Source organism: Sodalis praecaptivus (assembly GCF_000517425.1).
Taxonomy (GTDB): domain Bacteria; phylum Pseudomonadota; class Gammaproteobacteria; order Enterobacterales; family Enterobacteriaceae; genus Sodalis_A; species Sodalis_A praecaptivus.
In genome coordinates this window covers 4,570,200-4,595,892 of the sequence record NZ_CP006569.1, presented here as the reverse complement: position 1 = coordinate 4,595,892, position 25,693 = coordinate 4,570,200, and the positions used below count along the sequence as shown (strand labels likewise).

At 57.8% G+C, this 25,693-nt stretch carries 28 protein-coding genes; 11 read left to right on the top strand and 17 right to left on the bottom strand.

What is annotated here, in order from left to right; translation table 11 throughout:
• Positions 1-50: 50 nt before the first annotated feature.
• The 4 genes from SANT_RS20445 to envC form a co-directional block, all read right to left on the bottom strand.
• Complete coding sequence (locus tag SANT_RS20445) at positions 51-992, bottom strand: hypothetical protein (RefSeq protein ID WP_025424080.1); 942 nt, start codon at positions 990-992, stop codon at positions 51-53.
• A gap of 8 nt (positions 993-1,000) precedes the next feature.
• On the bottom strand, positions 1,001-2,218 hold the full coding sequence (locus SANT_RS20440) for a glycosyltransferase (protein ID WP_025424079.1): 1,218 nt from the start codon (positions 2,216-2,218) through the stop codon (positions 1,001-1,003).
• A gap of 370 nt (positions 2,219-2,588) precedes the next feature.
• Positions 2,589-3,662: a divergent polysaccharide deacetylase family protein gene (locus SANT_RS20435; RefSeq protein WP_025424078.1), complete on the bottom strand. Its 1,074-nt coding sequence runs from the start codon at positions 3,660-3,662 to the stop codon at positions 2,589-2,591.
• Between the two features lies 1 nt (position 3,663).
• Entirely contained in the window at positions 3,664-4,926 is a 1,263-nt protein-coding gene (envC, locus tag SANT_RS20430; RefSeq protein ID WP_051440197.1) for a murein hydrolase activator EnvC, read from the bottom strand.
• A gap of 244 nt (positions 4,927-5,170) precedes the next feature.
• On the opposite strand from envC, the gene SANT_RS20425 reads away from it, so the two are divergent.
• The 5 genes from SANT_RS20425 (at position 5,171) to cysE (ending at position 8,288) form a co-directional block, all read left to right on the top strand.
• Positions 5,171-5,602, top strand: coding sequence for a rhodanese-like domain-containing protein (locus tag SANT_RS20425; RefSeq protein WP_025424076.1), 432 nt, complete (start codon positions 5,171-5,173; stop codon positions 5,600-5,602).
• Positions 5,603-5,629: 27 nt separating this feature from the next.
• Positions 5,630-5,881: a glutaredoxin 3 gene (grxC, locus tag SANT_RS20420; RefSeq protein WP_025424075.1), complete on the top strand. Its 252-nt coding sequence runs from the start codon at positions 5,630-5,632 to the stop codon at positions 5,879-5,881.
• A 63-nt stretch (positions 5,882-5,944) separates the two neighbouring features.
• Positions 5,945-6,415: a protein-export chaperone SecB gene (secB, locus tag SANT_RS20415; RefSeq protein WP_025424074.1), complete on the top strand. Its 471-nt coding sequence runs from the start codon at positions 5,945-5,947 to the stop codon at positions 6,413-6,415.
• Between the two features lie 2 nt (positions 6,416-6,417).
• On the top strand, positions 6,418-7,434 hold the full coding sequence (gene gpsA / locus SANT_RS20410) for an NAD(P)H-dependent glycerol-3-phosphate dehydrogenase (RefSeq protein ID WP_038668849.1): 1,017 nt from the start codon (positions 6,418-6,420) through the stop codon (positions 7,432-7,434).
• Between the two features lie 38 nt (positions 7,435-7,472).
• The gene (gene cysE, locus SANT_RS20405) at positions 7,473-8,288 is read left to right on the top strand and encodes a serine O-acetyltransferase (RefSeq protein WP_025424072.1); all 816 of its coding nucleotides are present in this window, start codon (positions 7,473-7,475) and stop codon (positions 8,286-8,288) included.
• A 6-nt stretch (positions 8,289-8,294) separates the two neighbouring features.
• Here cysE and trmL read toward each other — a convergent pair whose 3' ends face one another.
• From trmL to cpxR, 3 genes are all read right to left on the bottom strand, one after another.
• Positions 8,295-8,762 (bottom strand): tRNA (uridine(34)/cytosine(34)/5-carboxymethylaminomethyluridine(34)-2'-O)-methyltransferase TrmL, encoded by a 468-nt coding sequence (trmL, locus tag SANT_RS20400; protein ID WP_025424071.1) that lies wholly within the window; start codon positions 8,760-8,762, stop codon positions 8,295-8,297.
• 198 nt (positions 8,763-8,960) lie between these two features.
• Entirely contained in the window at positions 8,961-10,334 is a 1,374-nt protein-coding gene (cpxA, locus tag SANT_RS20395; protein ID WP_025424070.1) for an envelope stress sensor histidine kinase CpxA, read from the bottom strand.
• The gene (gene cpxR / locus SANT_RS20390) at positions 10,331-11,029 is read right to left on the bottom strand and encodes an envelope stress response regulator transcription factor CpxR (protein ID WP_025424069.1); all 699 of its coding nucleotides are present in this window, start codon (positions 11,027-11,029) and stop codon (positions 10,331-10,333) included. Before cpxR ends, cpxA begins: the two co-directional genes overlap by 4 nt.
• Positions 11,030-11,178: 149 nt before the next feature.
• Between cpxR and cpxP the strand changes: the two genes are divergently transcribed.
• On the top strand, positions 11,179-11,667 hold the full coding sequence (cpxP, locus tag SANT_RS20385) for a cell-envelope stress modulator CpxP (protein WP_025424068.1): 489 nt from the start codon (positions 11,179-11,181) through the stop codon (positions 11,665-11,667).
• A gap of 119 nt (positions 11,668-11,786) precedes the next feature.
• Here cpxP and SANT_RS20380 read toward each other — a convergent pair whose 3' ends face one another.
• From SANT_RS20380 to SANT_RS20365, 3 genes are all read right to left on the bottom strand, one after another.
• Positions 11,787-12,212 (bottom strand): NUDIX hydrolase, encoded by a 426-nt coding sequence (locus SANT_RS20380; RefSeq protein ID WP_025424067.1) that lies wholly within the window; start codon positions 12,210-12,212, stop codon positions 11,787-11,789.
• An 11-nt stretch (positions 12,213-12,223) separates the two neighbouring features.
• Positions 12,224-12,790: a TIGR00730 family Rossman fold protein gene (locus SANT_RS20375; protein ID WP_025424066.1), complete on the bottom strand. Its 567-nt coding sequence runs from the start codon at positions 12,788-12,790 to the stop codon at positions 12,224-12,226.
• A 459-nt stretch (positions 12,791-13,249) separates the two neighbouring features.
• A complete protein-coding gene (locus SANT_RS20365; protein WP_148296334.1) occupies positions 13,250-13,942 on the bottom strand; it encodes a hypothetical protein in 693 nt (230 codons plus the stop codon).
• Positions 13,943-14,223: 281 nt separating this feature from the next.
• On the opposite strand from SANT_RS20365, the gene SANT_RS20360 reads away from it, so the two are divergent.
• Positions 14,224-14,520 (top strand): TM2 domain-containing protein, encoded by a 297-nt coding sequence (locus SANT_RS20360; protein WP_025424063.1) that lies wholly within the window; start codon positions 14,224-14,226, stop codon positions 14,518-14,520.
• Here SANT_RS20360 and SANT_RS20355 read toward each other — a convergent pair.
• Complete coding sequence (locus SANT_RS20355) at positions 14,479-14,763, bottom strand: hypothetical protein (protein ID WP_025424062.1); 285 nt, start codon at positions 14,761-14,763, stop codon at positions 14,479-14,481. The genes SANT_RS20360 and SANT_RS20355 overlap by 42 nt on opposite strands.
• 92 nt (positions 14,764-14,855) lie before the next feature.
• On the opposite strand from SANT_RS20355, the gene SANT_RS20350 reads away from it, so the two are divergent.
• Complete coding sequence (locus SANT_RS20350) at positions 14,856-15,728, top strand: phosphonopyruvate hydrolase (protein WP_025424061.1); 873 nt, start codon at positions 14,856-14,858, stop codon at positions 15,726-15,728.
• Positions 15,729-15,830: 102 nt separating this feature from the next.
• Here the strand turns inward: SANT_RS20350 and psiE are convergent, their stop codons facing one another.
• Complete coding sequence (gene psiE, locus SANT_RS20345) at positions 15,831-16,229, bottom strand: phosphate-starvation-inducible protein PsiE (protein ID WP_025424060.1); 399 nt, start codon at positions 16,227-16,229, stop codon at positions 15,831-15,833.
• Between the two features lie 492 nt (positions 16,230-16,721).
• On the opposite strand from psiE, the gene pfkA reads away from it, so the two are divergent.
• Positions 16,722-17,684 carry a 6-phosphofructokinase gene (pfkA, locus tag SANT_RS20340; protein ID WP_025424059.1) on the top strand — a complete coding sequence of 321 codons (963 nt, stop codon included), beginning with the start codon at positions 16,722-16,724 and terminating at the stop codon, positions 17,682-17,684.
• A 197-nt stretch (positions 17,685-17,881) separates the two neighbouring features.
• The gene (locus SANT_RS20335) at positions 17,882-18,874 is read left to right on the top strand and encodes a sulfate ABC transporter substrate-binding protein (RefSeq protein ID WP_025424058.1); all 993 of its coding nucleotides are present in this window, start codon (positions 17,882-17,884) and stop codon (positions 18,872-18,874) included.
• Positions 18,875-18,991: 117 nt separating this feature from the next.
• Here the strand turns inward: SANT_RS20335 and tpiA are convergent, their stop codons facing one another.
• The 3 genes from tpiA to fpr all read right to left on the bottom strand — a co-directional run bounded on the left by tpiA (position 18,992) and on the right by fpr (position 21,443).
• Positions 18,992-19,759: a triose-phosphate isomerase gene (tpiA, locus tag SANT_RS20330; RefSeq protein WP_025424057.1), complete on the bottom strand. Its 768-nt coding sequence runs from the start codon at positions 19,757-19,759 to the stop codon at positions 18,992-18,994.
• A 125-nt stretch (positions 19,760-19,884) separates the two neighbouring features.
• A complete protein-coding gene (locus SANT_RS20325; protein WP_051440256.1) occupies positions 19,885-20,412 on the bottom strand; it encodes a DUF1454 family protein in 528 nt (175 codons plus the stop codon).
• Positions 20,413-20,696: 284 nt separating this feature from the next.
• Positions 20,697-21,443, bottom strand: coding sequence for a ferredoxin--NADP(+) reductase (fpr, locus tag SANT_RS20320; RefSeq protein ID WP_025424055.1), 747 nt, complete (start codon positions 21,441-21,443; stop codon positions 20,697-20,699).
• A 382-nt stretch (positions 21,444-21,825) separates the two neighbouring features.
• Here fpr and emrD point away from each other — a divergent pair, with 382 nt between their 5' ends.
• Positions 21,826-23,010: a multidrug efflux MFS transporter EmrD gene (emrD, locus tag SANT_RS20315; RefSeq protein ID WP_025424054.1), complete on the top strand. Its 1,185-nt coding sequence runs from the start codon at positions 21,826-21,828 to the stop codon at positions 23,008-23,010.
• A 29-nt stretch (positions 23,011-23,039) separates the two neighbouring features.
• Here emrD and glpX read toward each other — a convergent pair whose 3' ends face one another.
• Positions 23,040-24,050 (bottom strand): class II fructose-bisphosphatase, encoded by a 1,011-nt coding sequence (gene glpX / locus SANT_RS20310; RefSeq protein WP_025424053.1) that lies wholly within the window; start codon positions 24,048-24,050, stop codon positions 23,040-23,042.
• A gap of 96 nt (positions 24,051-24,146) precedes the next feature.
• A complete protein-coding gene (glpK, locus tag SANT_RS20305; RefSeq protein ID WP_025424052.1) occupies positions 24,147-25,661 on the bottom strand; it encodes a glycerol kinase GlpK in 1,515 nt (504 codons plus the stop codon).
• Between the last annotated feature and the right edge of the window lie 32 nt (positions 25,662-25,693).

Genomic DNA, 25,693 nt, shown 5'->3' with positions numbered 1-25,693 from the left:
CAACGTCAGCTCCTGATAATGGTCTTATCATAGCATTTCCTCCCCCGGCTTTATATCTTCCCGGTTGACTGCGAATGCGGTGCCGCAGCATGCGCAAGCCGTTCCTCATCGCTTAGATAACGTACTTTACGGGTGTAGGTTTGCGGCTTAAACAGCAGCGGGGTCTCCCGTGATTGAAGATATTTCTGCCATTCCGACAGAGGGAAGCCGCCGTGAGCCCCCACCACCTGCGGTGGAATGACCGAGAGCGTGCCGCCAATGCGTTTCGCCACCGGCCAGTTCATCCATTCGCCCAAATTGACGGTGCGGATGTCCAGCGTATCCAGCATCGCCGCCAGCGGCAGCTGATCGGTCGGCGGCTGGGAGCCGGCCATGCGCGACCAGGTATCGCGGAAAAACGCGATCCATATCGGGCACATGCGCAGCCAGGTCTGGCGAGTGGCGGCGAGAAAGGCGCCGTTGACATGGTCCACCAGTTTCGGCCGCACCGCATCGCGATAATAAGCCGGCACCGCCTCCGGTGCGAGGCCGCGCAGTTTGTCGATCATTTTCCCGCGGCGAAAGCTGGAGTAGAGATGATCATCATGCAGCGCAATATGCGGCATTGACAGCAAATTCAGATCCGAATCGATCATCAGGATGCCATCGGTGCGGGCCTGTAGCGGTGCCTGCATTTTGACCAGGCGGCTGAGAAAAATTTGCTTATAGGGGTAATCGCCGCCGCGGGTTTCATCGCTGAGCGTGGCGACGCGGGTTTTGGCCGGCAATACGGGAAAGGCGGCGGCGCTCTGATCGGTGACGATCACTATCTCGGCCAAGTCCGGCGCATAGCGCGCGGCAAACGTCGCGCTGAGCAGCGCTTCCTCAACATAATCGGCGCCCACGGAGGGGATCACCACCGACGAGACCGGCAAACCGCCGGCGACCGGTTGATAGGGCCTGTCGTGGCGCGCGCGGATGCGGCGGTATTTGGCATTGAACAAAGTAAACATACCCAGCCTCAGGATGAATGTCCGCCTGCGAGTACGGCCTCGACGCCGGCGACATAGTTTTCAATGGTAAACTGCCGGCGAAGGCGCTCATTGGCGCGCCGGGCCAGCAAACGACGCTGGTCGGCGTCGCTGTAAAGGGTGGCCAGATGGTGCGCCAACTGCGCCACGTCGCCATAGGGGAAGAGCAGGCCGGTGTCCTGATGGCGCACCAATTCGGCGGTGCCGGTGACCGCCGAGCCGATAACCGGCGTCCCGAGCAGCATGGCTTCCAACACCACCCGCGGCAGCCCCTCGCTGCGCGAGGCTAGTATCAGCGTGTCGAAGGCGGCCAGGTATTCCATGGCATTGCGCTGAAAGCCGGTAAAGATCACGCGATCGCCGAGACCCAATTGCGCCGCTTGGCGCGCCAGATTGGCCTGCTCGCTACCCGACCCTACCAGTACCATTTTCCAGCGTGCGTCGGGGTGGGCCTGTTGGAACGCCCGCAGCGCCCGCAGCGTATGGTCATGCGCCTTGCGCGCGATGAGCGAACCGATACTGCCGAACAGAAAAGTGCGCGCGTCGGCGCCAAGGGATTCGCGCAGTCTCGCGCCATCCGGCAGCGGCTGGTGAATATCGATGCCATTGAACACCGTTTGGCACAACGCCGGACGGACGCCGCCCTGGACCAGGGTTTGCCGCACGCCGTCGGAGACCGCAATGACGCAGCGCGCGCCCCGGTTGACGCGTGCGACAATCGGCGGGTCGAGCAGCGGTTCGATGCGGCAATGCTGCACCACCGCTACCGGTAGGCTCTCGGCCGCGAGATACCCTTCTACATTGGAGCTGGGCTGATTATTCATATACAGCAGCTGATATTTCCCTGCGCGCAGCAGGTCGGCAATACGGCGGGCGTTCGGCGCGACGCGCCAGCGCTGGTCGATGGCTCGCACCGCGCGTTTGCGCCAGTCGGCGTTGAACAGCAATAGGCCGCGCAAGATCTCCTTGCTCAGTTTGGCCCACGACGGCTGCCGGCGCTGGACAATGAACCGCGTCGGAATACCTATGGCGTTCAGGACGTCGCCAATGGTTTCTTCGTTGTCGCGCCGATAATTATGGTAAAAACAGCACGTAATCTCAAAGCGGTCGCGGTCGATACGTTTGAGGAGCTCCAATAGGCTGTTGGTGCCGCCGCCCCATTCTTTGCCGTTATCCAACAGCAGAATTTTCAACCGACCTTGTGGCATCGTCATGCTTTTCCACCGGACAGACCATCCATAAGTTGGGCGCATAGTAACATAGATGCACAACCACACACTATGTCACCGCGGTAAGGCGGCGAGGGCCGGTTGTTGTTGCCGGGCGGGAAAATGGCGTGTCGCGCCGGCTAAACCTGCGGCGCTGCGGCTGCGGTCCCAGGGGGTAAGGCGGCGAGCGCCGGTTGTTGACGCCGGGCGTGAAAATGGCGAGTTGCGCGGGCTAAACGCGCGGCGTTGTGGCTGCGGTTCCAGGGGGGGGTGAGGCAAGCGGGCTATGTTTTTCCCCCTGACGGCCTTGCGCTGGCAAGACCTCTTCTTCACCTAAGGGCTGGAACGGGTCGCGCGGTTTGTCGGTCGGCTATTTACCGACGCCAGTCTTGCCTGCGTCGGGTTGACCGACCGCGGGCGAACTATCGTCGGGCTTGCTGCTGTCGGGCTTGTTGCTGTTGGGGTTACCGATACCGGGCGTGCTGTTGTCGGGCTTACCGTCGTCAGGTTTACCGAGATCAAGCTTACCCGCCTGAGGCGGGGTCTCACCGCGCAAAATCCCCCGCCAGGTCTCGGCGACGCTTGATGCGATGGCGCTTACCAGGGCGTCGGCATAGACCGGCGGCGGCGCCTGGCGGCTCGAACAGTAGGGCACGCCGCGGAAAGCAGGCCGGCGCGCCGGCGCCGGTTTGCCTATCGGCGGCGCCGCGGTACCCGGCTCGGGCCGTTCGTTGAGCAGCATACTCGGACGCACCAGCACAATATCGCCGGGCAGGGACGGCAGCATCTGTTGCAGCACGCGCACGGTGGCGGGATGGGGATGACCGATAGCGATAGCGGATCCGTTGCGGCGGGCCAAGGCCACCGCGCGGTTGAACTGCGCGCGGATGTCGGCCTCGTTATCGGTGTCGTCCAGGAAGACCCGCCGTTTGAGCACCCGAACGCCGGTGCCGGCGGCGGCGGGTACCGACTGGCTGTTGCTGATGGTCATGCTATCGAGGAAATAATAGGAATAGCGACTCAATGCCTGCATGACGTTTTGCATGCCGCTGAGACTGGAAGTCATGGCGCTGCCCATATGGTTATTCAGCCCCACCGCGTAAGGCACTTTCTGGCTCGCCTGGTGAATGATGTCCGCCACTTGTTCGCGGCTCATCGCCGGCGTAAGCGTATTGCGCTCCAAAGGCTGTTTGCTCAACGGCGCCATCGGCAAATGTATCAGGATTTCGCGTCCCTGCTGGTGGGCTTTCACCGCCATCGCATGGGCATAGGGCGCATCGGGCAGCACCGCGATGGAAATATTGACCGGCATGGCCAATACCTGATTTTCGGTCGCGGGCCGGTAACCGAAATCATCTATGACGATGGCCAATTTCCCGGCCTGTGCCGCAGCGCTTGCCAGCAGAAGAGTGACTATCGCGGTGCTGAACGTTTTAATCGACAAACTACCTTCCTAACCAGGGTATGGGATTGACCGCCTGGCCCTGGCGGCGAATTTCAAAATAAAGCGACGGCGTGCCCTGGCCGCCGCTGGCGCCGACCAGAGCGATAGGTTGCCCGGCCTTGACCTGGTCGCCGACGTTGACCAGCGCGCTCTGGTTATAACCATACAGGCTCATATCGCCCTTGCCGTGTTCTATTACGACCATCAGCCCATAACCTTGCAACCAGTCGGCCATCAGTACCCTGCCGGCGGCGATGGCTTTCACCTCGCTGCCTTCCGGCGCCGCAATCACCAACCCTTTATAACGCAGTTCTCCCTGCTGAGGCTCGCCGAAGCTGTGCAGCGTGCGGCCCCGCACCGGCCAGAGATCTTGTCCCGCCGGACGACCGAGACCGCCGGTACGGGCGACCAGCGCCCGCTCGCTTGCGCTGGGTTTATAACTGCTGCCGCGGCTTTTCGCCTGCGCTTCCCGGTCACGCACCCGCTGCGCTTCCCGCGCTTCGCGCTCGGCGCGGGCCTTGGCTTCGCGCTCCGCGCGGGCGATGGTATCGCGCAGTCGCGCCTCGTTTTGGTGCAGCTCCGCCAGACGCTGCTTATCTTCCGCGATAGACGAATTCAGGCCGCTCAAGGTTTTCTGACGCGCGGCGCGGGCGCTTTGCAACGTTTGCTGTTGCTGTTGTTGCTGCTGCAACACCTGCTGTTGCTGCTGTTGTTTCTGCTGCTGTTCGCGCTTTTGCGCCGCGAGGTCGGTACGGGTCTGGCGCAGATCATTAATGGTTTTCGCGCGCGCTTCGTTAAGGTAGCTGAAATAGGCCAGAATGCGTTCACTGCGCAGGCTCTCCTCGTTGCTGAGGATCAACTGTAGCCCGGAATGCTGCCCCTGGCGAAAAGCGGCGTCCAACTGCTGCGCCAGCAATTTCTGCTGCGCGGCCTGACGGTCCTGCAACTGGCGTATGGAGCGCGTCAGCCGATCGATGTCGCGGTTCAGCGTCTCCAGCGTGCGCTGGGTATCCCGCAGGGCGCGGGAGGAGCGGGCGATGGACTGCTCTTGCTGCTTGAGTTGGCCGAGCAAAGCGGAGCGCTGTTTTTGCTGTTGCTGTACGCTTTTTTCTTTGGCGAGAATAGATTGTTGCACCGTTTCAAGCTGCTGTTTGTTATCCGCGGCGTGGCCGGCGACAGGCAACAGCAGTGCGCCGGCGTAAAGCATGCCGGCGCAGAGACGATACCTGAATCCTGTGGCGCGCTGCCGATCGCCGGCGCGCATAGGATATGAATTTTTCAACGGTGCTTTTTCCCTCATGGCGGCGATTATTTCACGTTGAACAGCGGCTTACCAGTCATCTATTAGCGCTTTGGCATCGGTTTCATCCGAGATTTTTGCGTCGAGACGCGCATTGCCGTCAGTTTCTTGGCGATGTATCGGTATATTGGCTGAATTTGCCCGACGGCGAGGGTATACTCGAATGCTTTGACGTGTGGACATTTACTAACGGGAGTCTTTTCACCCCATGCAAGAAATTATGCAATTTGTCGGCAACCATCCCATGCTTAGTTTAGCGTGGGTGGTCCTTTTGGGTGCCGTAATTTTTACCACTTTCCAAAGCCGGTTTTCCAAAGTGGGCGACATCGCCCGCGGTGAAGCTATCCGCCTGATCAACAAGGAAGACGCGGTGATTGTTGATCTGCGCAACCGCGATGATTACCGTAAAGGGCATATTGCCAATAGCCTGAATCTGGCGGCGTCGGACATCAAATCCGGCAATCTGGGCGAGCTGGAGAAAGCGAAGGGTAAACCGGTCATTGTCGTTTGCGCCAGCGGCACCACCTCGCGCGATCCGGCGCAAAACCTGATCAAAGCCGGCTTTGAGAGGGTTTATGTGCTTAAAGAAGGCATATCCGGCTGGAGCGGGGAAAATTTACCGCTGGTCCGGGGTAAATAACTCTTTTTCCATTAAGAAGGGAAGACCATGGCCAATATCGAAATTTATACCAAAGCAACCTGCCCCTATTGCCATCGCGCTAAAGCGTTATTCACCCGCAAACAGGTGCCGTTTCAGGAAATCCCCATCGATGGCGACGTGGATCTGCGAGAAGAGATGATTAAGCGCAGCGGCCGCACCACGGTGCCGCAGATTTTTATTGATGGCAAGCATGTGGGCGGCTGCGATGATCTGCACGCGCTTGATGCGCGCGGCGGCCTGGATCCCCTGCTTAAATAAACAGAAACCACGGGGCGGGCGCCTTGGCGCCCATACCCGGCACGTTAACCAAAGGGTTTTTCAATGTCAGAACAAAATAATACCGAGATGGCGTTTCAGATTCAGCGCATTTACACCAAGGATGTTTCGTTTGAAGCGCCGAACGCGCCCAAGGTGTTCCAGCAGGAGTGGCAGCCTGAAATCAAACTGGATCTTGATACCGCGTCCAGCCAGCTGGCGGAAGAGATTTATGAAGTCGTGCTGCGGGTCACCGTGACGGCGACGCTGGGGGACGACACCGCGTTTTTATGCGAAGTCCAGCAGGCGGGCATCTTTACCATCTCCGGCATTGACGGCACCCAAATGGCGCATTGCCTCGGCGCCTACTGCCCGAACATTTTGTTCCCCTACGCCCGCGAGTGCATCACCAGTCAGGTGTCCCGCGGTACCTTCCCGCAGCTGAACCTGGCGCCGGTCAACTTTGACGCGCTGTTCATGAACTACCTGCAGCAGCAGGCCGACGGCGAAGGCAGCCAGCCGGCTCAGGACGCCTGATTATGCCTGGCGATGCTTCAATGATTGTTATCGGTGCCGGCTCTTACGGTACGGCCCTGGCTATCACCCTGGCGCGTAACGGTCATGAGGTGTTGCTGTGGGGGCACGATCCGGCCCATATCCAGGCGCTGGAGGTGGCGCGCTGCAATCAGGCTTTTTTGCCCGATGTGCCCTTTCCGCCGACGCTACGCCTGGAAGCCTCGCTGCCGACGGCGCTGGCCGCCGGCCGCGATGTGCTGATTGTTGTCCCGAGCCACGTATTTGGCAGCGTGCTAACGCAACTCAAACCGCATCTGCGGCAGGATGCGCGCATTGTCTGGGCTACCAAGGGACTGGAGGCGGAGACCGGGCGGCTATTGCAGGAGGTGGCGCGGGAGGTGCTGGGCGACGAGATACCGCTGGCGGTTGTGTCGGGGCCGACATTCGCGCGCGAATTGGCGGCCGGTCTGCCCACCGCCATCGCATTGGCCGCCACCGACGCTACGTTCAGCGCCGATTTACAGCGGTTGTTACACTGCGGTAAAAGTTTTCGGGTTTACAATAATCCCGACCTCATTGGCGTTCAGCTCGGTGGCGCGGTGAAGAACGTTATTGCCATCGGCGCCGGCATCTCCGACGGCATCGGTTTCGGCGCTAACGCGCGCACCGCATTGATCACTCGCGGTCTGGCGGAAATGTCGCGCCTTGGCGCGGCGATGGGCGCCGAGCCCGGCACCTTCATGGGCATGGCGGGGCTGGGGGATTTGGTGCTTACCTGTACCGACAATCAGTCGCGCAATCGCCGTTTCGGCATGCTGCTGGGGCAGGGCGCCGGCGTCGAGGACGCGCAGGAAAAGATTGGGCAAGTGGTGGAGGGCTACCGCAATACCAAGGAGGTATTGGCGCTGGCCAACCGTTACGGGGTGGAGATGCCCATTACCGAACAGATTTATCAGGTGCTGTATCAGAACAAAAACGCGCATCAGGCGGCGCTGACGCTGCTGGGCCGCGCGCAGAAAGATGAAAGGGCCGGCGGCTAAGGTCGGTCACCCAGCAACAGAAGAAAAAGGCGGGCGGTATGTCGACAGAAGAATTGGAACTTGTATGGAATAACATTAAAGCTGAAGCGCGATTGCTGGCCGATTGTGAACCCATGCTGGCCAGTTTTTTTCACGCTACCCTGCTAAAGCATGAAAACCTGGGCAGTGCATTGAGCTATATGCTGGCCAATAAACTTAGCAATCCCATCATGCCGGCCATCGCCATTCGTGAGGTGGTGGAGGAGGCCTACGGCGCCGATCCGGGCATGATATTCTCCGCCGCGCGCGACATCCATGCGGTGCGGTTGCGCGACCCGGCGGTGGATAAATATTCCACGCCGCTGCTGTATCTTAAGGGATTCCACGCCCTACAGGCTTACCGTATCGGCCATTGGCTGTGGTATCAAAACCGCCAGGCGCTGGCGATTTATTTTCAAAATCAGATTTCCGTCTCCTTTGGCGTGGATATACATCCTGCGGCCTGCATCGGCTGCGGCATTATGCTCGACCACGCCACGGGGATCGTCATTGGCGAAACCGCGGTGGTGGAAGATGATGTTTCCATTCTGCAATCCGTTACGCTCGGCGGCACGGGCAAGACCAGCGGCGATCGCCACCCCAAGATCCGCGAAGGGGTGATGATCGGTGCCGGCGCCACCATCCTCGGCAATATCGAGGTAGGGCGGGGGGCGAAAATCGGCGCCGGTTCGGTCGTCTTGCGCGCGGTACCGGCCCATACCACCGCCGCCGGCGTACCGGCACGGGTGGTGGGCAGACCGGACAGCGACCGGCCGTCGGAGGAGATGGATCAGTCTTTCAGCAGCCCCGGTTTTGAATTCGGCGACGGCATCTGACGGCGTTTATTGCCGTGCGCCGGCGTAGTCCAGCTGGCGCCAGGCCTCGTACACCACGACCGACACCGCATTGGACAGGTTCATGCTGCGGCTGTCCGGCTGCATCGGAATGCGGATTTTCTGCGACATGGGCAGCGCGTCAAGAATCGACGGCGGCAGCCCGCGGGTTTCCGGCCCGAACAACAAATAGTCTCCAGCCTGATAGCTTACCGCGCTGTGCGCCGGCTGGCCCTTGGTCGTTAGCGCAAACAGCCGCGTCGGCTGCGCCTGCGCCAGGAAGGCGGCGTAATCTCGATGATGCTGAATCGCGGCGAATTCATGATAATCCAGCCCCGCACGGCGTAGGCGCTTGTCGTCCCAGGTAAATCCCAGCGGTTCAATGAGGTGAAGGTGAAAACCGGTGTTCGCGCACAGGCGAATGATGTTGCCGGTGTTGGGCGGTATTTCCGGTTGGTATAACACAATGTTCAGCATGATGCCCCCTTAAGCAGGGCGCAGAATAGCAAAAATAGTTCGCTCCCGCCGCCTCTTCCTGTGGCGCCAGGAAAAGCGCGGGACGCTGGGGGGGCAGCGGCGCGCGGTTGCCTCTTCCTGTCGCGCCAGGGAAAGCCCCCCGGCGAACGGCGGCGGACATGCCGCCGCCCACGGTCAGAAGCCCGCGCCTGAGCGCCCTCAGCGCTGGGGCAAAAGGGGGAGCCAGATAATCAGCCGCAGCCCTCCGAGCGGGCTGTCCTCGGCCTTTACCCAGCCGCGGTGCTGCATAACGGCGGTTTCGACTATCGCCAGCCCCAGGCCGGTGCCGCCGGACTCGCGGTCTCGCGCTTCATCGGTGCGGTAGAACGGTCGGAAAATCTGCTCGCGGTCATCCTCGCTGACGCCGGGGCCGTCATCGTCCACGGTAATGGTGATGCCTTGTTGATCGGCGCTAAACCCGACCGAGATGCGCTGGTGCGAGTAACGCAGGGCGTTGCGCACGATATTCTCCAGCGCGCTGTCCAGCGCGGAAGGATTCCCCATCAGCGTCCAGTTGCCCGGTGGCGAAGTCAGCTCAAGGCTTTTGCCCATTTGCTCCGCTTCAAACTGGGCGTCGCTCAGCACATCCGACCATAGATCGTTGGCCTTCAACACCTCACGCGATAGCTCGTTTTTATGCTGATTGCGGGACAGCACCAGCAGATCGTTAATCATTGAGTCGAGCCGCTGCGCCTCGGTCTCGATGCGCGCGAGTTCATGCCCTTCGCCGTGCCGCCGGCGCATCAGCGCGGTGGCCAGCTGTAGTCGGGTTAACGGCGTGCGCAGCTCATGAGAGATGTCGGACAGCAAACGCTGCTGGGCGGTCACCATGCGCTCCAGCGCGCTGACCATCTGATTAAAACTGACGCCGGTCGCCAAGAATTCCTGCGGCCCCGCTTCCAGCTCAGGATGCTGGCGCAGATTGCCGCGCGCCACTTCATCGGCGGCATGCTTCAGTTTACGCGCCGGTTTGGCCAGGCTCCAGGCCAGCCATAACAGCAGCGGGATGCTGATAAGCATGGTGACAATCAGCAAGAGCAGCGGGCGATCGAACAGCAGGCTAATAAAGTCCGACTGGGCGCTGCCGGCCGGACGAATCTGGTAAAGCTGATAATTGTCCTCGCCGTCGCGAATGGCGAAAGGCCCCACCAGTTCCGCGCGGCCATATTTTTTCTTCTGAGGATGATCGGCATTGTCAGATTGGCCGATGAAATTGCGGATGATCTGCATCTCGTTGCGCTGGGCGCCGATGACCCGTCCTTCGCTGGTCACCAAAATCAAACGCTGGCCGGGCGGCGCCCATTTATCGATGGCGCGGAACAGCCGGCGCCACCACATCAAATCGTTAGCCGGATCGGCGGCCAGCTCCGCCTCCACATGCTGTTGCAACATCACGCCCTGACGCTGCTCGCTGTCGAGCAACTGCGTCATCTGGCGAGAGTCCAGCTTGGGCACCATAAGCACCAACATAAGCACCAGGGCAAGGGTCAACCAAAATATGGCGAATATGCGTGCGGTCAAACTATTGATCATGCAGCGGATACCATCAAATAGCCCCGGCCGCGCAGCGTTTTGAACCAGGGATGCCCGTCTTTGCGTTCCGGCAGCTTGCGACGCAAATTGGAAATATGCATATCAATCGCCCGGTCAAACGGCGTCAATCGTTTGCCCAGGACCTCCTGGCTTAAATGCTCGCGCGACACGACCTGGCCCAGATGCTGCGCCAACAAATACAGCAAAGTGAATTCGGTTCCGGTCAATTCCAGCGGCGTACCGTCGAAGGTCGCCTCCTGCCGGCCCGGATTCAGGCGCAGAAAATCCACCTCAAGGGACGGGGTGCCCGCCTCGCCGGTCTGCTGTTGCTCCGTCCAGTGCGAGCGGCGCAGAATTGCCCGTATGCGCGCCACCAATTCGCGATCGTTAAACGGTTTGGGCAGATAATCATCCGCCCCCAACTCCAGGCCCAAAACGCGATCCAGCTCGCTGCCGCGGGCGGTCAGCATAATCACCGGCGTCTGATGCTGCTGACGCAGCTCTTTTAGGGTGTCAATGCCATTCTTGCGCGGCATCATCACATCAAGAAGCAATAAGTCAATGGAACTGTCCAACTGGCTCAACGCCTGTTCCCCGTCATGGGCTACCTGGACGTTAAAGCCTTCCATTTCCAATAGTTCCTTCAACAACGACGTTAATTCGCGGTCATCATCAACCAAAAGGATTTTATTCATTTTATTCACCTCCTGACGCAAAATACGTCATCAATCCCTTCCAATCCATGACTTTACGTAGCTTTACACCGCCTGACGCATGTTTGCAGCGGCTTGGGTAAACTAACTTCCATCATATAGCGACAAAGAAACATGCCAAGGGGGCCGGGATGCACAAATACATCCTCTTGTTCATCGCCGCCACGCTGGTCTCTGTTAATACTGTAGCCGCTGAAAAGAATACTTTGGAAAATTGGCAACAGGATGCCCTTACGCACCGGATACAGGATAGCCATTACAGCATGTTCGATGGCGTTAAGCTTACGGAACAGCAGCGGCAGCAGTTGCGGGATCTCATGAGCCTCGCAAGTCGCGATACGCCCCGCATCAATATTAGCGAAATGGAACGCCTGCATACGCTGGTGACCGCTAAAACTTTTGACGAGGCCGCCGTTAGGGAACAAACGGAAAAAATGGCCCAGGAGCAGGTTGCTCGTCAGGTTGAAATGGCTCGGGTGCGCAACCAAATGTATAACTTGCTTACGCCGGAACAGCAACAGATTCTAGAGCAAAAGCATCTGCAGCGGATCAATGATTTAAAGTTGCAGATGGCGGACAGGATTTCGACTTCTGCCCAGAAGCCAGCAGTAAATGAATAAAGATTCACTTTTTTTCCTTGCCATAGACACCATCCCTGTCTTCCCCGCCTCATCAGCGGGGTTTTTTTTTATTGTGGCAGATGCACCCGCATCCTGACGCAAAAGCGGTGCCGACGGGCTCAGGGGTTAATCGGCGTCTTCGCTTCCATTAGCAAAGGTAGAAGTTGCTTCCGAGTAAGGGGCGCCAGCGGAACACCTTCACTGGCTGATGGACTGAGCCAAATAACGTCTTCTATCTCCGCGGAGGCCGTGACGATATGGGTGGGTGCCGGCACGGCAAAAACATCCGCAATCAGCCTGTAGCCGGGTTCGTTGGCGGCGATATCGGTGAATTGCCCGAGAAAAGCGGCGTCCTGCTCGGCAACCTGCATCTGAAGCTCCTCATGCAGTTCACGCACCAACGCCGTTGCCGGCCGCTCGCCCGCCTCGATTTTGCCCCCCGGCTGCATAAAAAAGGCCGTATTCCGTTTCCTCACCAGCAATACGCGGCCCAACGGGTCAGTGATTACCGCCGCAGCGATATGGATTACTTTTTCATCCGCCATGTTCTTTTCTCTTATCTCGACCATTTGACGTCTGGCGCGCGGTAATCAGCGAAATATTCCGTAATTTCCGACAGATTTTCCGAAAAAAGGAGCATATCTTCATAGCTCTTTTTCAGGAAGCCTTTGCTGACCATTTGACGAATCATGTCTTGCAGCGGGCGGTAAAAACCGTCGACATCAAAAAAGGCACAGGGCTTGGCATGAAGCCCGAGCTGAGCCCATGTCCATTGCTCGAATATCTCTTCCAGCGTCCCGGCACCGCCGGGCAGCGCGATAAAAGCATCCGCCAGCTCCGCCATTTTCATTTTTCGTTCGTGCATGTTCGCGACGACGTGAAGGTGGGTTAATCCGGTATGGGCGATTTCACGCGCGACCAACGACTGCGGAATCACCCCGATGACAGCGCCGCCGTACTGTAACGCCGCGTCAGCAACGGCCCCCATCAGTCCGACCTTTCCCCCGCCGTAGACGATACCCACCCCCTGTTCGGCTAACCGCTGGCCGACCTGTCTGGCGGCTTTGCTGTAAACCGGATCATTGCCGTTAGCGGAGCCGCAAAATATTCCTACACTACTCATATGATTAACCTGTAATTTAGCTGGCTGTATGCGGTTTCCCCCTGTGGGTGGCCGCTCGTGCCGAACGTTTCTAAATCCGCTTGCCCTCAACATAACGTGAATCAGGGCGCAAATGCGGCGTTAAGCCGATTGCATACGACGACGATGCCAGGCCCAAGTTGAGGCTGCGCTTGCCGCCTAACGCAGCGTTTAAGGGTTGCAGACCCTATGTTTTGGGTAATGGCCCGGCGCTGTCTTTTATGGCCGTGGTGCGGTACGCAACGGTTTGGCGCGCTGGCAGCGCGTTGGCCCCGCCATCTCGGCATGATTTTATCGTTTACCGCCTTTGTTCGCCAGATAAAGCCGGGGTTGAGGCTGGAGCAAAAACAGGCGGGAAATTTATCTACCGCGATCTGATGAAATGAAGGGGTGATGCCCTCATAGGCGCCGCTTTTCCGCGCATCTTTATCCTAATGCCCCTTATTTCAGCTCAGCATTTGACCCAGCGTCTTTCTTGTCCGCCCTAATTGGCGCCAAGGATTCCGCCGTCGTGCCACAACAGCCGTCTTGAGGGGGAGACGTTACGATAGTTTCTTGACGATAATAGGAAAAGATGACGCCTGGGATCCATTCTTTCGACGGTCTCCACGGCAGAGCGTCTTCGCCTCGGTAGCCCGAGAGCAGGGTTATTTCACTTTGCAGATGTGCTTTTAATTTAAGATCGATATCATAGTCATTAATATAGGGATAGAGTAAGAAAATGAGTTGAGGCGCGGTCAAACTCAATGCGGCGGCGGGATCGATGTTTGTCCGGGCTATGATGAATGTACGTGCGTATTTATCACCATTTATATAATTCCAATTATCACGGCTCGGCTCGGCATAATCGAATAGCATGAGTTCAAGTGTTAAATAGAACAAAGCACGGTGAATCACTTTCTGTTTGTCGAGGTGAGCAAGATTTTCAAGGCTTTGCTGGTGGAAGTGCTCGAGTAAAATAGCGCACTGTAATTTTTTGAATGCTAACAGGGTAATTCTATTCATCTTTTCTTGTTTAATAGGCATAAAAATCCTCATGATCATTGACGGGGAAACGTAGGTGATAAAACTGGAATGCATCAGCAAAAAGGTTACTGGAAAAAAACGATAGCGAATAGCGTTTATTCCAGACATTGGCGAAGCGTGACCTTTTCATTTAAGAAACACATTTCCAGCGTCAATAGAGTTTTGACGAATGTTAAGTGAGTAATAAACCTATGGCGGAAATTTCACTATGGCACATCGGCCATGAGGCAACCGGCATCGGAGGCGGTGTCGGGCTGACATTAGGCTGAAGATGCCCGCGGGATGTCGTTGATCAGGGCCTTGTAAAGATGGTTGAGAGCAGTAAAATATATCTCAAAGCTTTTGCATAACGTCTTGCAATAAAAAATAACTCAATAAGGATTATGACGATGGGAAATTATGTTTACTGCCGGGGCTGTGGGAAGGAAATCCATGAAACAGCAAGAAGTTGCCCGCACTGTGGCGCCATCATTAGCGTCATCGGCAGTAAAAACCGCATTGCCGCCGCGCTGTTGGCGTTTTTTCTGGGTGGCCTTGGCGTTCATAAATTTTATCTGGGCAAAATTGGGCAAGGGGTGCTTTACCTGCTGTTCTGCTGGACCTTCATTCCCGCATTTATTGCGTTCATCGAATTCATCGTCTATTTATGCACGTCTGATGAAAAATTCGCCAGAAAGTATGGTTGATCGCCGGCCGTCGAATAAACCCGGCACGTCTTCAAGCGTCTCGCTGGCGATGAATTCCTGGTGGATGAATAGTATTAGCCAGCAGCAAGGGTCCTTGGCCCGTTCGACCTGCTCGACCTGCTCGACCTGCTCGACCTGCTCGACCTGTTTGACCTGTTTGACCTGTTTGACCTGCTCGTTGTGATCGTTAACGTGCGCCACATCGCTTACGCCCGGGGCCACTACCCTGCTATCGGCCAACATTAGTACCCTGGCGCGCAAAAAGAGGAACGGCGAACGGAAAACCAGCGTCGCCGCTGCCGCGGTCCATGATTTCTTCCGATTAGGAGTAAACTATGTCTAAGCACGCGATGTTGCGCTCGGCGCTCAACGACCGGCGGCTTTTCACCGTCATGGCCGCCCATAACCCCTTGTGTGCGCGGCTTGCCGAAGAGGCGGGCTTTGACGGTATCTGGGGCAGCGGTTTCGAGTTGGCGGCCAGCTATGCGGTGCCGGACGCCAATATTTTGCCCATGGGGATTCATCTGGAGATGATGCGCGCCATCGCATCCGTCGTCGCGACGCCTGTGATTGCGGATATCGATACCGGCTTTGGTAACGCGGTGAATGTCAGCTATGTTATCCCGCAGTATGAGGCGGCCGGCGTTTCAGCGGTGGTGATGGAGGATAAAACTTTCCCCAAAGACACGAGCCTGCGCGCCGGTGGGCGGCAAGAATTAGTTAATCTCGAGACGTTTCAGGGTAAGATTGGCGCCGCTATCGACGCCCGACAGGATAATAATTTAGTGATCATCGCCCGGGTTGAGGCGTTGATTGCAGGGCTGGGCCAGGAAGAAGCTTTGCGCCGGGCTTACGCATACCAGGAAGCGGGCGCGGATGCGATCCTCATCCATTCCCGGCAGAAAACGCCCGCCGAGATCCTCGCTTTCATCGACGCCTGGGCCGGCCGGGTTCCGCTGGTGCTGGTGCCTACGGCCTATCCACAGCTTACCGAGTCGACCATTGCCGCCAGCGGCAAAGTGGGGATCGTCATTTATGGGAATCACGCTATCCGCGCCGCAGTGGGGGCGATGCGCAGTCTCTTTGGGCAGATACGGCGCGATGGCGGCATCCATTGCGTGGATGCCGCATTACCTACCGTGAGCGATATTATCGCGCTGCAAGGCGACGCCAGAATGCGCGCGGTGGAGAGCAAATTCCTCAAATAAAAGCGACGACGAAAACCGGGTAAAAGCGACGGCGAAAACCGGGCTGCATAGCAGCGATGCGGATGAGAGCGCACACCGCAAAAAATCGGCCGCCCCCCGGGGCTATTCGCGCATCAGTCTCGAGCTATTGGCCAGCCACAATGTCACCACCAATATCAATATGGCAGCGGAATAACAGAGTGTATCCAACGGGTTTTCATGATCGACGACGATGAGTCGGATGATGGCCGTGATGCCGATATAAATAAAGTAACGTAGGGGAAAGTGATACCCGGACTGGAAATATTTCACTATCAGAGCGATAAATTCAAAGTAAAGAAAATAAGTGACAATCCCTTCAATAAGCAGGTAGGTGGAGCTTTGCTCTCCAGCGTTGAGCAGCACCCGTGCCAAATCGAAGGTTTGCCTGCCTAAGAAAATAATCAATATTATACTCAAGCATACCAGGCCGATATTCAAAATCATTTGCAGTGCATCGGCAATACGCGTTCCGGAAATCATGGTGTCATTACCCTGCGTTAACAGTATCTGGGGATCTCAGCGGCAGTATAACGCTTTTCAATGTGACTTATGTCACAAAATAAGACTGAGGCGGTTAACCGGCGTCCGGTTTAACTGCGGTTTAAATTAAGGCGAGGCTTGATACCACGTTAGACGGGCTATGGTGCGGTGCGCAGGCAGTTGGTACTAAACTAGTACATAAACAGCACCTTGTTGGCACCGGTGCATGCTTGACGGCAGGGATTTATGCTGCCGATGTGGTGCTAGTGGCCGCATTAAAGCGGAAGCGGTCGGGTACGTTTTACAGTATGATATGTACCGCAAAACGGGTATTTATTCGCTGAGTATTGGAAAGTAGTCTGACCTGAATCAATTCAGCTTTGGCGTTTTGTTATACTCTTTCATCACAAGCCCCGGCATTCGTTGCTGATGGGAAAAGCGGTAACAAACGTATTGTATTCTACAAGCAGTATTTTAAGTTCAGAGGTAGTCATGATTAAAAAAATCGGTGTACTGACAAGCGGCGGTGATTCACCAGGAATGAATGCGGCCATCCGGGGCGTCGTGCGGGCCGGGCTTTCCGAAGGCCTGGAAGTTTACGGAATTTATGACGGCTACCTGGGCCTATTTCAGGATCGGATGGCGAAACTGGACCGCTATAGCGTCTCGGATATGATTAACCGCGGCGGTACCTTTCTCGGTTCCGCGCGTTTTCCAGAATTCCGCGAGGAAGGCACGCGCGCTATCGCTATTGAAAACATGACCAAGCGCGGCCTGGATGCACTGGTGGTGATCGGCGGCGACGGCTCCTATATGGGCGCCAAGCGCTTGACTGAAATGGGTTTCCCCTGCATTGGCCTGCCTGGCACGATTGATAATGACGTGGCGGGCACCGATTACACTATTGGCTATTTTACCGCGCTGGAAACCGTCGTCGAGGCTATCGACCGCCTGCGCGACACCTCTACCTCCCATCAACGTATCTCCATCGTGGAAGTCATGGGCCGGTATTGCGGTGATTTGACCATGGCGGCGGCCATCGCCGGCGGCTGCGAATTCATTGTGCTACCTGAAGTGGAATTCAAACCGGAAGACCTGGTCTACGAAATCAAGGCGGGTATTGCTAAGGGTAAAAAACACGCCATTGTCGCTATCACCGAACACATCTGTAATGTCGCCGAGTTGGCGCAATACATCGAAAAAGAAACGGGACGGGAAACCCGCGCCACGGTGCTGGGCCATATCCAGCGCGGCGGCAGTCCGGTGGCGTACGATCGTATTTTGGCCTCGCGCATGGGCGCGTATTCCATCGAACTGCTGTTGCAGGGCTATGGCGGCCGCTGTGTCGGGGTGCAAAATGAGCGGTTGGTGCATCACGATATCGTTGACGCCATCGAAAATATGAAACGGCCCTTCCGCAGCGATATTCTGGAAACGGCAAAAAAACTCTTCTAATTTCGCCGGCTGGCTTGCCCTCGCTGCTGGGGGCAAGCGCTTTGGCGCGCCGTGCGCCGGCTCCCCTCATGCTGACAATTCACATTATATTCTTTGGTTATATAAACTATTTTTATATTCTTTTAGCTGGCTATATTTTTCTGCCACTCTCTGCAGAAAACGTTTCCAATTCCAAACATTTCCAGAGGGAGTGAAAGATGTCCAAATGGCGTGCCGGCGTATTACTCATGTTGCTGTCAGGAAGCGTAATGGCTAAGGATGTACAGCTTCTGAATGTTTCCTATGATCCTACCCGTGAATTCTATCAGCAATACAATAAGGCGTTTAGCCAATACTGGCAGCAAAAAACCGGCGATCATGTTACGGTGCGCCAGTCTCATGGCGGTTCCGGTAAACAGGCGACTTCCGTTATCAATGGCATTGAAGCGGATGTGGTCACGCTGGCGCTGGAGTCGGATGTGGACGCTATCGCCGAACGTGGACGCATTGATAAAAACTGGATTAAGCGCCTGCCCGACAATTCCGCGCCTTACACATCAACCATCGTTTTCCTGGTGCGTAAAGGCAACCCGAAACAGATTCATGATTGGCCCGATCTCATCAAACCCGGCGTGTCGATTATTACGCCTAACCCGAAAACGTCTGGCGGTGCGCGCTGGAACTATTTGGCGGCCTGGGGCTATGCGCTGCACCAGAATAATAACGATCAGGCCAAAGCGCAGGCGTTTGTCAAAGCGCTGTTCAAAAATGTGGAAGTGCTTGATTCCGGCGCCCGCGGCGCCACCAATACTTTCGTTGAGCGCGGCCAGGGGGATGTGCTTATCGCTTGGGAAAATGAGGCGTTGTTGGCGATCAATGAATTGAACAGTAAGGATCAATTTGAAATCGTCACCCCGAGTGAATCGATTTTAGCCGAGCCGACGGTGTCGGTGGTGGATAAAGTGGTGGATAAACGCGGAACCCGCGATGTCGCCACGGCGTACCTCAACTATCTCTATTCAACCGAGGGGCAGCGTATCGCGGCGCAAAACTATTATCGCCCGCGCGACGCGGCTGTAGCGAAGGAATACGCCAAAGAGTTTCCGACGCTGAAGCTGTTCACCCTGGCTGAAACCTTTGGCGATTGGACCAAAGTACAGAAGGAACACTTCGCCAGCGGCGGCAGTTTCGATCAGATTAGCCAACGCTAACGATTGACGAGCGGCGACCCGCCGGCTGGTCGCCATCAATAATACCGGGCCGGTCAGCGAGTGACCGGCCCGGTTGTTTGCGGGATGACGGTGAACCCCGTCGTCGGCTGTAGGCCGTCAGTCCTGTTTCGCTTGTGCCGCGGCTTTAACGATAACGGCGAAAGCGTCAGCTTTCAGCGATGCGCCGCCGACCAAGGCGCCATCAATATCCGGCTGGGTAAACAGTTCAGCAGCATTACCGGCGTTGACCGAGCCGCCGTACTGAATAATGACCTGCTCGGCGATTGCCGCATCATGTTTGGCGATATGGCCGCGGATGAATTTATGCACCGCCTGCGCCTGCGCCGGGGTGGCGGATTTGCCGGTGCCGATGGCCCAGATGGGCTCATAAGCGATAACGGTATTCTCGAACGCTTTGGCGCCGAGGCTGTTCAGTACCGCATTAATCTGACGAGCGCATACCGCTTCAGTTTGTCCGGCTTCGTTTTCCGCTTCGCTCTCACCGATACACAAAACCGGAATCAGACCCGCTTCTTTCAGCACGGCGAATTTTTCGGCGATAACTTCATCGCTTTCTTTATGATAGGTGCGGCGTTCGGAATGTCCGATGATGATATATTTCGCGCCGATATCTTTAAGCATTTCGGCGGAAACTTCGCCGGTGAAGGCGCCGGAAAGATGGGTGTCAACGTTCTGCGCCCCGAGAGCGATTCGGCTGCCGCCCAAATGATGTTTCGCCAGGTCGAGATAGGCCACCGGCGGGGCGATGGCCACGTCGCAGCCGACAACGCTGCTGAGTTCATTGCGCAGCGCCGCGATCAGTTCGTTGACCATGTGCTTGCTGCCGTTAAGTTTCCAGTTACCCATCACTAACGGATGTCGCATTGTTATTCCTCCATTCAGGGAACGCGAGAGATGAAAATGAGTGCCAAAGGGCAAGTTTTACCTGACCTCAGTATAAAGAGGAAATACTAAGGTGGCTTTGTTTTTTGTCATTTATCGTGCATGGATCAGGGCTCGGCCAGCGCAAGTTTGACGGGTTCAACGGCAAAGGTCAGCCCTTTATCGCCATTGTCCGCCACGACATAGCGCAACGCGCCCCATTGCTGTTGGAAAAAGCGTGAACCCTGCCCGCGGTTGAGCAGATCTAACACCCGCGCCGTGCTCTGTTCCGCGCTGATCGTCGGTTCAAACTCGCGCAGCAGCGCCGCCATGTAGGCAATGGCGGTCGCGCGAGCGGCCTTTTCGGTACCACCTTCCACCGGCAGATAGGTCAGCTGTAGCGTTTTGATCTTGCCGCTGCCTTTCTCCAGCGCCGTGGAGGCGTACAATGTCTCATTAATCTTGCTGGCGGCGCGAGTGAGATTCGCCGGTTCGCTCGGGCCCTCCAGCGCGCGAAATTCACCGATGGGCAAGGTCGGATTATGGCGATTGTACCGTTCGCGGAATTGCGTCACCGTGGTATCAAAAGTGGGGGCGCCGGCCAGCAGATACGGGGCGGTCGGTGCGGTGCCGGCGGGCGCCGGCGGCCCGGCGATACCCTTGGCGGCGGGCGGCGGCGCGTTGGCGACACGGGCGGACGAGGCAGATGCGCCGCGGTTGGCGCCTCCCGCGTTGCCGGCGGGCGGCGGCGGGTTCACGTCACTGGCGGGGGGGGCAGATGCGCCATGGTTGGCGCCCCCCGCGTTGCCGGCGGGCGGCGGCGCGGCGGGTGTCGCTTCCCCATGGACGACGTCGATGCCCGTCGCGCAGAGCATCGCCAGCAGCCAGGCGCTACGGCGGCGTGCGGCCCGGCGGTTCAGCGCAGAGGACGGCGCCGCCATTACCAGTAATGCTCGCTGGTCATATGGCCCGGTTTGCGCTTGAAATGTTTGCGCATGCCGCGGCTGTCCTTCAACATCTGCTGCGTGTCGCGCACCATTTGCGGGTTGCCGCACAGCATGACGTGGCTGTTTTCGGCGTCCAGCCGCAGATCTACCGCGGCCTCCAGTGAGCCATCGGCAATCAGGGCGGGGACGCGACCGGTGAGCGATCCGGGAGCCTGCTCGCGGCTGACCACCGTTTGGACGCGCAGCTTACCGTTATAGCGCTGCTGTAGCTCCAGCATCTGCGGCAGATAGCTAAGGTCCTGGGCAAAGCGCGCCGCGTGCACCAGAATAATTTGCTGGAAGCGCTCGAGCCCCTCGCCCTGCTCGAGAATCGATAGATACGGACCTAGCGCGGTGCCCGTCGCCAGCATCCACAGATTGTCACAGGGGGGAATCTCGTCCAGCACGAAGAACCCCGCCGCCTCCTTGGTCACCATCAGGCTGTCGCCGGGTGCAAGCGCATGCAGCGGCGGGCTGAGTTTCCCCTCCGGCACGGTGACAAGGTAAAATTCCAGGTTGTTATTTCGCGGCGCGTTAACGTAGGAATAGGCGCGCTGAATCTTTTCGCCGTTGATTTCCAGCCCCAGCTTGGCGAATTGTCCGGCGGTAAAGGGGTCGACTGGCGCATGCACAATGAGACTAAAAAGACTCTCTGTCCAGTGCTTCACCTGCACCACGTTACCCGTTACCCATTCAGCCATAGTGTTTAACTCCCCTTGATCCTGCCGGATGTTCCCCGGTCGACATGCGTTTATCCGCTCTGTCACAGCGGCTGAGATTTGTGCTTCAGGACGCGCCGGCGTCCGGCGCGCGGCCTGAACCGCCAATCCGCGGACTTGCCATTATCAGCTAATTTCGCTAGCGCATCCAGTCCACGGCGCGGCGGCGGCGAATTAGGGCGCACGTACAGAAAAATTTACCTTCTGTCCACCGGACATTACAGCCAGTACGGCGAGATAATGAAGATATTAACTGGACAAGTGGCCTTAATATGGTATTTATGTCGGAAAATTAACCAATATTCTGTATATATCACTACTTATAAGCAATACACAGAATTAATCAGCTATCTAAGTAATATCTATGATGAACCCGCGTGCGATATCCGTGTTAATGCTTTTGATTATTCTGGTGGCCGTCGGGCAGATGGCTCAGACCATTTACGTACCGGGCATACCGCTTATCGCCCGCGATTTGATGGTGCGCGAGGGCGCGATACAGCGGCTGATGGCCGCCTACCTGCTATGCTATGGCGGCTCGCAGCTCATTTATGGTCCGCTCTCCGATCGGGTCGGGCGCCGGCCGGTCATCTTGAGCGGTATGGCGATCTTTTGCCTGGGGACAATGCTCGCCATGCTCAGCCAATCGCTGTCGCTGATGACATTCGCCTGCGGTATCCAGGGAGTCGGTACCGGCGTCGGCGGCGTGATGGCGCGGACATTGCCGCGCGACATCTGCGATGGTCGCTCGCTGCGGCGGGCTAACGGTCTGCTCAATATGGGCATTTTGATTAGTCCGCTGCTGGCGCCGCTAATCGGCGGCGTGCTTGCCGACTGGCTGGGCTGGCGCGCGTGCTTCGCGTTTTTGCTGTTGCTGAGCTGCAGCGTCAGTCTGCTGGTCTGGTTTCGTCTACCGGAAACGCGTCCGATGCGGCCGGCCAGCAGCGGCCGAAGCCTTGGCTTTTGGCCCCTGCTGAGTGAGAAAGTGTTCAATCATTATCTGTTGATGCTGGTCGGCGGACTGGCGGGGATTGTCGCTTTCGAGGCCGGTAGCGGCGTGTTGTTGGGCAGTATGGGGCTGAGCGGCCGGCAGGTCAGCCTGTTATTTATCCTGCCGCTGCCGGGCACGTTTCTTGGCGCCTGGTATGCGGGGCGCGCGGTCAGGCCGTTCAGCGCGCTGATGTGGCGGGCGGTGCTGAGCTGCCTGCTGGCGGGGATATTGATGTGGCTGCCGGCCTGGTTCGGCATCATGACCCTTTGGACACTGCTGTTGCCCGCCGGCCTGTTCTTTTTCGGCGCCGGCATGCTGTTTCCGCTAGCCACCACCGGCGCGATGGAGCCTTATCCCTATCTGGCCGGTACCGCGGGCGCGCTGGTCGGCGGCCTGCAAAACATCGGCTCAGGCGTGGTAGCCGGCTTCTCCTCGCTGCTGCCGCAGCAAGGGCAGTTCAGCCTGGGGATGATCACCTTCGCCATGGGTATGCTAATTTTGCTGTGCTGGTTGCCGCTGTCGCAAACCATGCCTCGCCAGGGTTCGGAAATCGTTTAAAAATACGCAGCGGCCGGCCGGGCGGTGGTTCATAGGATTAAGGGATGCAGCGCGGCATCCTTGCGATCGAGGTAGTGAACCGAAGTAATGCGGCGAATGGTGCGGCTTTTGCCGCGGATAAGCAGCGTTTCGGTAGTGGCGATATTGCCTCTGCGCGTGATGCCGTTCAGCAGGTCGCCTTTGGTAATGCCGGTGGCGGAAAATATGACGTTATCGTTGTGCGCCATCTCTTCCAGCCGCAGCACCTGATTTGCCATGATGTCCATCTCCGCGCAGCGGGCCAGCTCATCCGCGCCGATCCGGCGGTTCTCTTCGCTGTCGCCTTTTACCTGATGCCGCGGCAGCAGGCGGCCTTGCATATCCCCATCCATGGCACGGATCACCGCGGCGGAAATCACCCCCTCCGGTGCGCCGCCGATGCCGTACATGACGTCAACTTCGCTATCGGGCATGCAGGTGAGGATAGACGCAGCAACGTCGCCATCGGGGAAGGTGAAAACGCGCACGCCAAGCCGCTGCAACGCTTGAATGCACGCATCATGACGCGGCTTGGCCAGCAGCGACACCGTCAGCTCCGACAGGGTTTTTCCCAAACGGCTGGCCACCGCACGTAAATTATCTTCCAGCGGGGCGGCGAGATCGATGACGCCCCGCGCCGCCGGCCCGACCACCAATTTTTCCATATACATATCCGGCGCGTGGAGAAATGCGCCTTTTTCAGCGACCGCCAGCACCGTCAGGGCGTTGGCCTGCCCCAGGGCGGTCATGCGGGTGCCTTCGATGGGGTCGACGGCGATATCCACCGCCGCGCCGGCGCCGGTACCGACCGCTTCACCGATGTAGAGCATCGGCGCTTCATCGATCTCCCCTTCGCCTATCACAATGCGGCCATTGATCGGCACCTGATTCAGCACAATGCGCATAGCCTGAACCGCGGCGTTGTCCGCGGCGTTTTTATCGCCGCGGCCAAGCCAGCTGTAGCCGGCCAAAGCGGCGGCTTCGGTGACGCGGGAGAATTCAATGGCTAATTCACGTTTCATGACTTTGAGTTTCCTGACGGCAAAGAGGAATATTGCCGTCAGTTTACCACACTCCGCCGCTCCCCTCGGGGATTCCGGCTGGGGTTGATGGGGCCGTTACTTCTCGTCCTGCTCTTCCCAGGCGCGTGCGCGCGCCACCGCTTTCTTCCAGCCTTCGTAGCGATAATTGCGTTCCACGGTTTCAATACCGGGACGGAATTCTCGTTCGATAACCGCTTTGCTGCGCACCTCTTCCAGATCGCTCCAAAAGCCGACCGCCAGACCCGCCAGGTAAGCGGCGCCGAGCGCGGTGACTTCCCGCACTTCCGGGCGTTCGACGCGGGTGCCGAGAATATCGGACTGGAACTGCATCAGGAAATTGTTGGCGACCGCGCCGCCGTCTACCCGTAGCGCTTTCAGCCGCTCGCCGGAATCCGCCTGCATCGACTCGATCAGATCGCGCGTTTGGAAGGCAATCGACTCAAGCGTCGCGCGGATGATGTGGTTGGCGTTCACGCCGCGCGTAATGCCGAAGATGGCGCCGCGGGCGTAAGGGTCCCAATAGGGAGCGCCGAGACCGGTAAAAGCCGGCACCACATACACGCCGTTGGTGTCTTTCACCTTGCCGGCGAAATATTCCGAATCGGTGGCGTCGTTAATCAGTTTCATCTCATCACGTAGCCATTGAATGGCGGCGCCGGCGACAAACACCGCGCCTTCCAGCGCGTAATTCACTTCGCCGCGCGGTCCGCAGGCGATGGTGGTCAGCAGACCGTGGCGCGACTGTACCGCTTCGGTGCCGGTGTTCATCAGCAGGAAGCAGCCGGTGCCGTAAGTATTTTTCGCCATGCCGGGCGTGACGCACAGCTGGCCGTACAACGCCGCCTGCTGATCGCCGGCGATACCGGCGATGGGAATGCGGGTGCCGCCTTTGCCGCCGATATTGGTCTGGCCGTAAATTTCCGACGAGGGCCGTACCTTGGGCAGCATGGAGCGCGGAATATCCATGATATCCAGCAGGCGGTCATCCCACTCCAGTTCATGGATATTGAACAGCATGGTACGCGAGGCGTTGGTGTAGTCGGTGACGTGGACCCGTCCCTGGGTCATTTTCCAAATGAGCCAGCTATCAACGGTGCCGCACAGCAATTCGCCGCGCTTGGCGCGCTCGCGGGCGCCCTCTACGTGGTCGAGGATCCATTTGACCTTGGTGCCGGCGAAATAGGGGTCAATGACCAGACCCGTCGTGTGGCGCACATATTCTTCGAGGCCGTCGCGTTTCAGTTTCTCGCAGATGTCCGCAGTGCGGCGGCACTGCCATACAATGGCGTTATAAATGGGTTTACCGCTCTCTTTATCCCATACCACCGCGGTCTCCCGCTGGTTGGTGATGCCGATGCCGGCGATTTGGTCGGAGCGGATATCGGCTTTAGCCAGCACTTCCACCAGGGTTGAACTCTGGCTGGCCCAAATTTCCATTGGGTCATGTTCCACCCAGCCGGGTTTAGGATAAATTTGCGTAAACTCCCGTTGGGAAACGCTGACAATGTTGGCGTCGTGGTCGAGCACGATCGCGCGCGAGCTGGTGGTTCCCTGGTCGAGCGCGACGATATATTTTTTTTCTGCTGACATAAAAGTTTCTCGCTATTTTAGACGTTCAACAA

What these genes read in the sequence shown, in the direction of transcription:
- SANT_RS20445 (WP_025424080.1), bottom strand. Translation starts at nt 992, where the DNA reads ATGTTTACTTTGTTCAATGCCAAATACCGCCGCATCCGCGCGCGCCAC.
- SANT_RS20440 (WP_025424079.1), bottom strand. Translation starts at nt 2,218, where the DNA reads ATGCCACAAGGTCGGTTGAAAATTCTGCTGTTGGATAACGGCAAAGAA.
- envC (WP_051440197.1), bottom strand. Translation starts at nt 4,926, where the DNA reads ATGCGCGCCGGCGATCGGCAGCGCGCCACAGGATTCAGGTATCGTCTC.
- SANT_RS20425 (WP_025424076.1), top strand. Translation starts at nt 5,171, where the DNA reads ATGCAAGAAATTATGCAATTTGTCGGCAACCATCCCATGCTTAGTTTA.
- grxC (WP_025424075.1), top strand. Translation starts at nt 5,630, where the DNA reads ATGGCCAATATCGAAATTTATACCAAAGCAACCTGCCCCTATTGCCAT.
- secB (WP_025424074.1), top strand. Translation starts at nt 5,945, where the DNA reads ATGTCAGAACAAAATAATACCGAGATGGCGTTTCAGATTCAGCGCATT.
- gpsA (WP_038668849.1), top strand. Translation starts at nt 6,418, where the DNA reads ATGCCTGGCGATGCTTCAATGATTGTTATCGGTGCCGGCTCTTACGGT.
- cysE (WP_025424072.1), top strand. Translation starts at nt 7,473, where the DNA reads ATGTCGACAGAAGAATTGGAACTTGTATGGAATAACATTAAAGCTGAA.
- trmL (WP_025424071.1), bottom strand. Translation starts at nt 8,762, where the DNA reads ATGCTGAACATTGTGTTATACCAACCGGAAATACCGCCCAACACCGGC.
- cpxA (WP_025424070.1), bottom strand. Translation starts at nt 10,334, where the DNA reads ATGATCAATAGTTTGACCGCACGCATATTCGCCATATTTTGGTTGACC.
- cpxR (WP_025424069.1), bottom strand. Translation starts at nt 11,029, where the DNA reads ATGAATAAAATCCTTTTGGTTGATGATGACCGCGAATTAACGTCGTTG.
- cpxP (WP_025424068.1), top strand. Translation starts at nt 11,179, where the DNA reads ATGCACAAATACATCCTCTTGTTCATCGCCGCCACGCTGGTCTCTGTT.
- SANT_RS20380 (WP_025424067.1), bottom strand. Translation starts at nt 12,212, where the DNA reads ATGGCGGATGAAAAAGTAATCCATATCGCTGCGGCGGTAATCACTGAC.
- SANT_RS20375 (WP_025424066.1), bottom strand. Translation starts at nt 12,790, where the DNA reads ATGAGTAGTGTAGGAATATTTTGCGGCTCCGCTAACGGCAATGATCCG.
- SANT_RS20365 (WP_148296334.1), bottom strand. Translation starts at nt 13,942, where the DNA reads ATGTCTGGAATAAACGCTATTCGCTATCGTTTTTTTCCAGTAACCTTT.
- SANT_RS20360 (WP_025424063.1), top strand. Translation starts at nt 14,224, where the DNA reads ATGGGAAATTATGTTTACTGCCGGGGCTGTGGGAAGGAAATCCATGAA.
- SANT_RS20355 (WP_025424062.1), bottom strand. Translation starts at nt 14,763, where the DNA reads ATGTTGGCCGATAGCAGGGTAGTGGCCCCGGGCGTAAGCGATGTGGCG.
- SANT_RS20350 (WP_025424061.1), top strand. Translation starts at nt 14,856, where the DNA reads ATGTCTAAGCACGCGATGTTGCGCTCGGCGCTCAACGACCGGCGGCTT.
- psiE (WP_025424060.1), bottom strand. Translation starts at nt 16,229, where the DNA reads ATGATTTCCGGAACGCGTATTGCCGATGCACTGCAAATGATTTTGAAT.
- pfkA (WP_025424059.1), top strand. Translation starts at nt 16,722, where the DNA reads ATGATTAAAAAAATCGGTGTACTGACAAGCGGCGGTGATTCACCAGGA.
- SANT_RS20335 (WP_025424058.1), top strand. Translation starts at nt 17,882, where the DNA reads ATGTCCAAATGGCGTGCCGGCGTATTACTCATGTTGCTGTCAGGAAGC.
- tpiA (WP_025424057.1), bottom strand. Translation starts at nt 19,759, where the DNA reads ATGCGACATCCGTTAGTGATGGGTAACTGGAAACTTAACGGCAGCAAG.
- fpr (WP_025424055.1), bottom strand. Translation starts at nt 21,443, where the DNA reads ATGGCTGAATGGGTAACGGGTAACGTGGTGCAGGTGAAGCACTGGACA.
- emrD (WP_025424054.1), top strand. Translation starts at nt 21,826, where the DNA reads ATGATGAACCCGCGTGCGATATCCGTGTTAATGCTTTTGATTATTCTG.
- glpX (WP_025424053.1), bottom strand. Translation starts at nt 24,050, where the DNA reads ATGAAACGTGAATTAGCCATTGAATTCTCCCGCGTCACCGAAGCCGCC.
- glpK (WP_025424052.1), bottom strand. Translation starts at nt 25,661, where the DNA reads ATGTCAGCAGAAAAAAAATATATCGTCGCGCTCGACCAGGGAACCACC.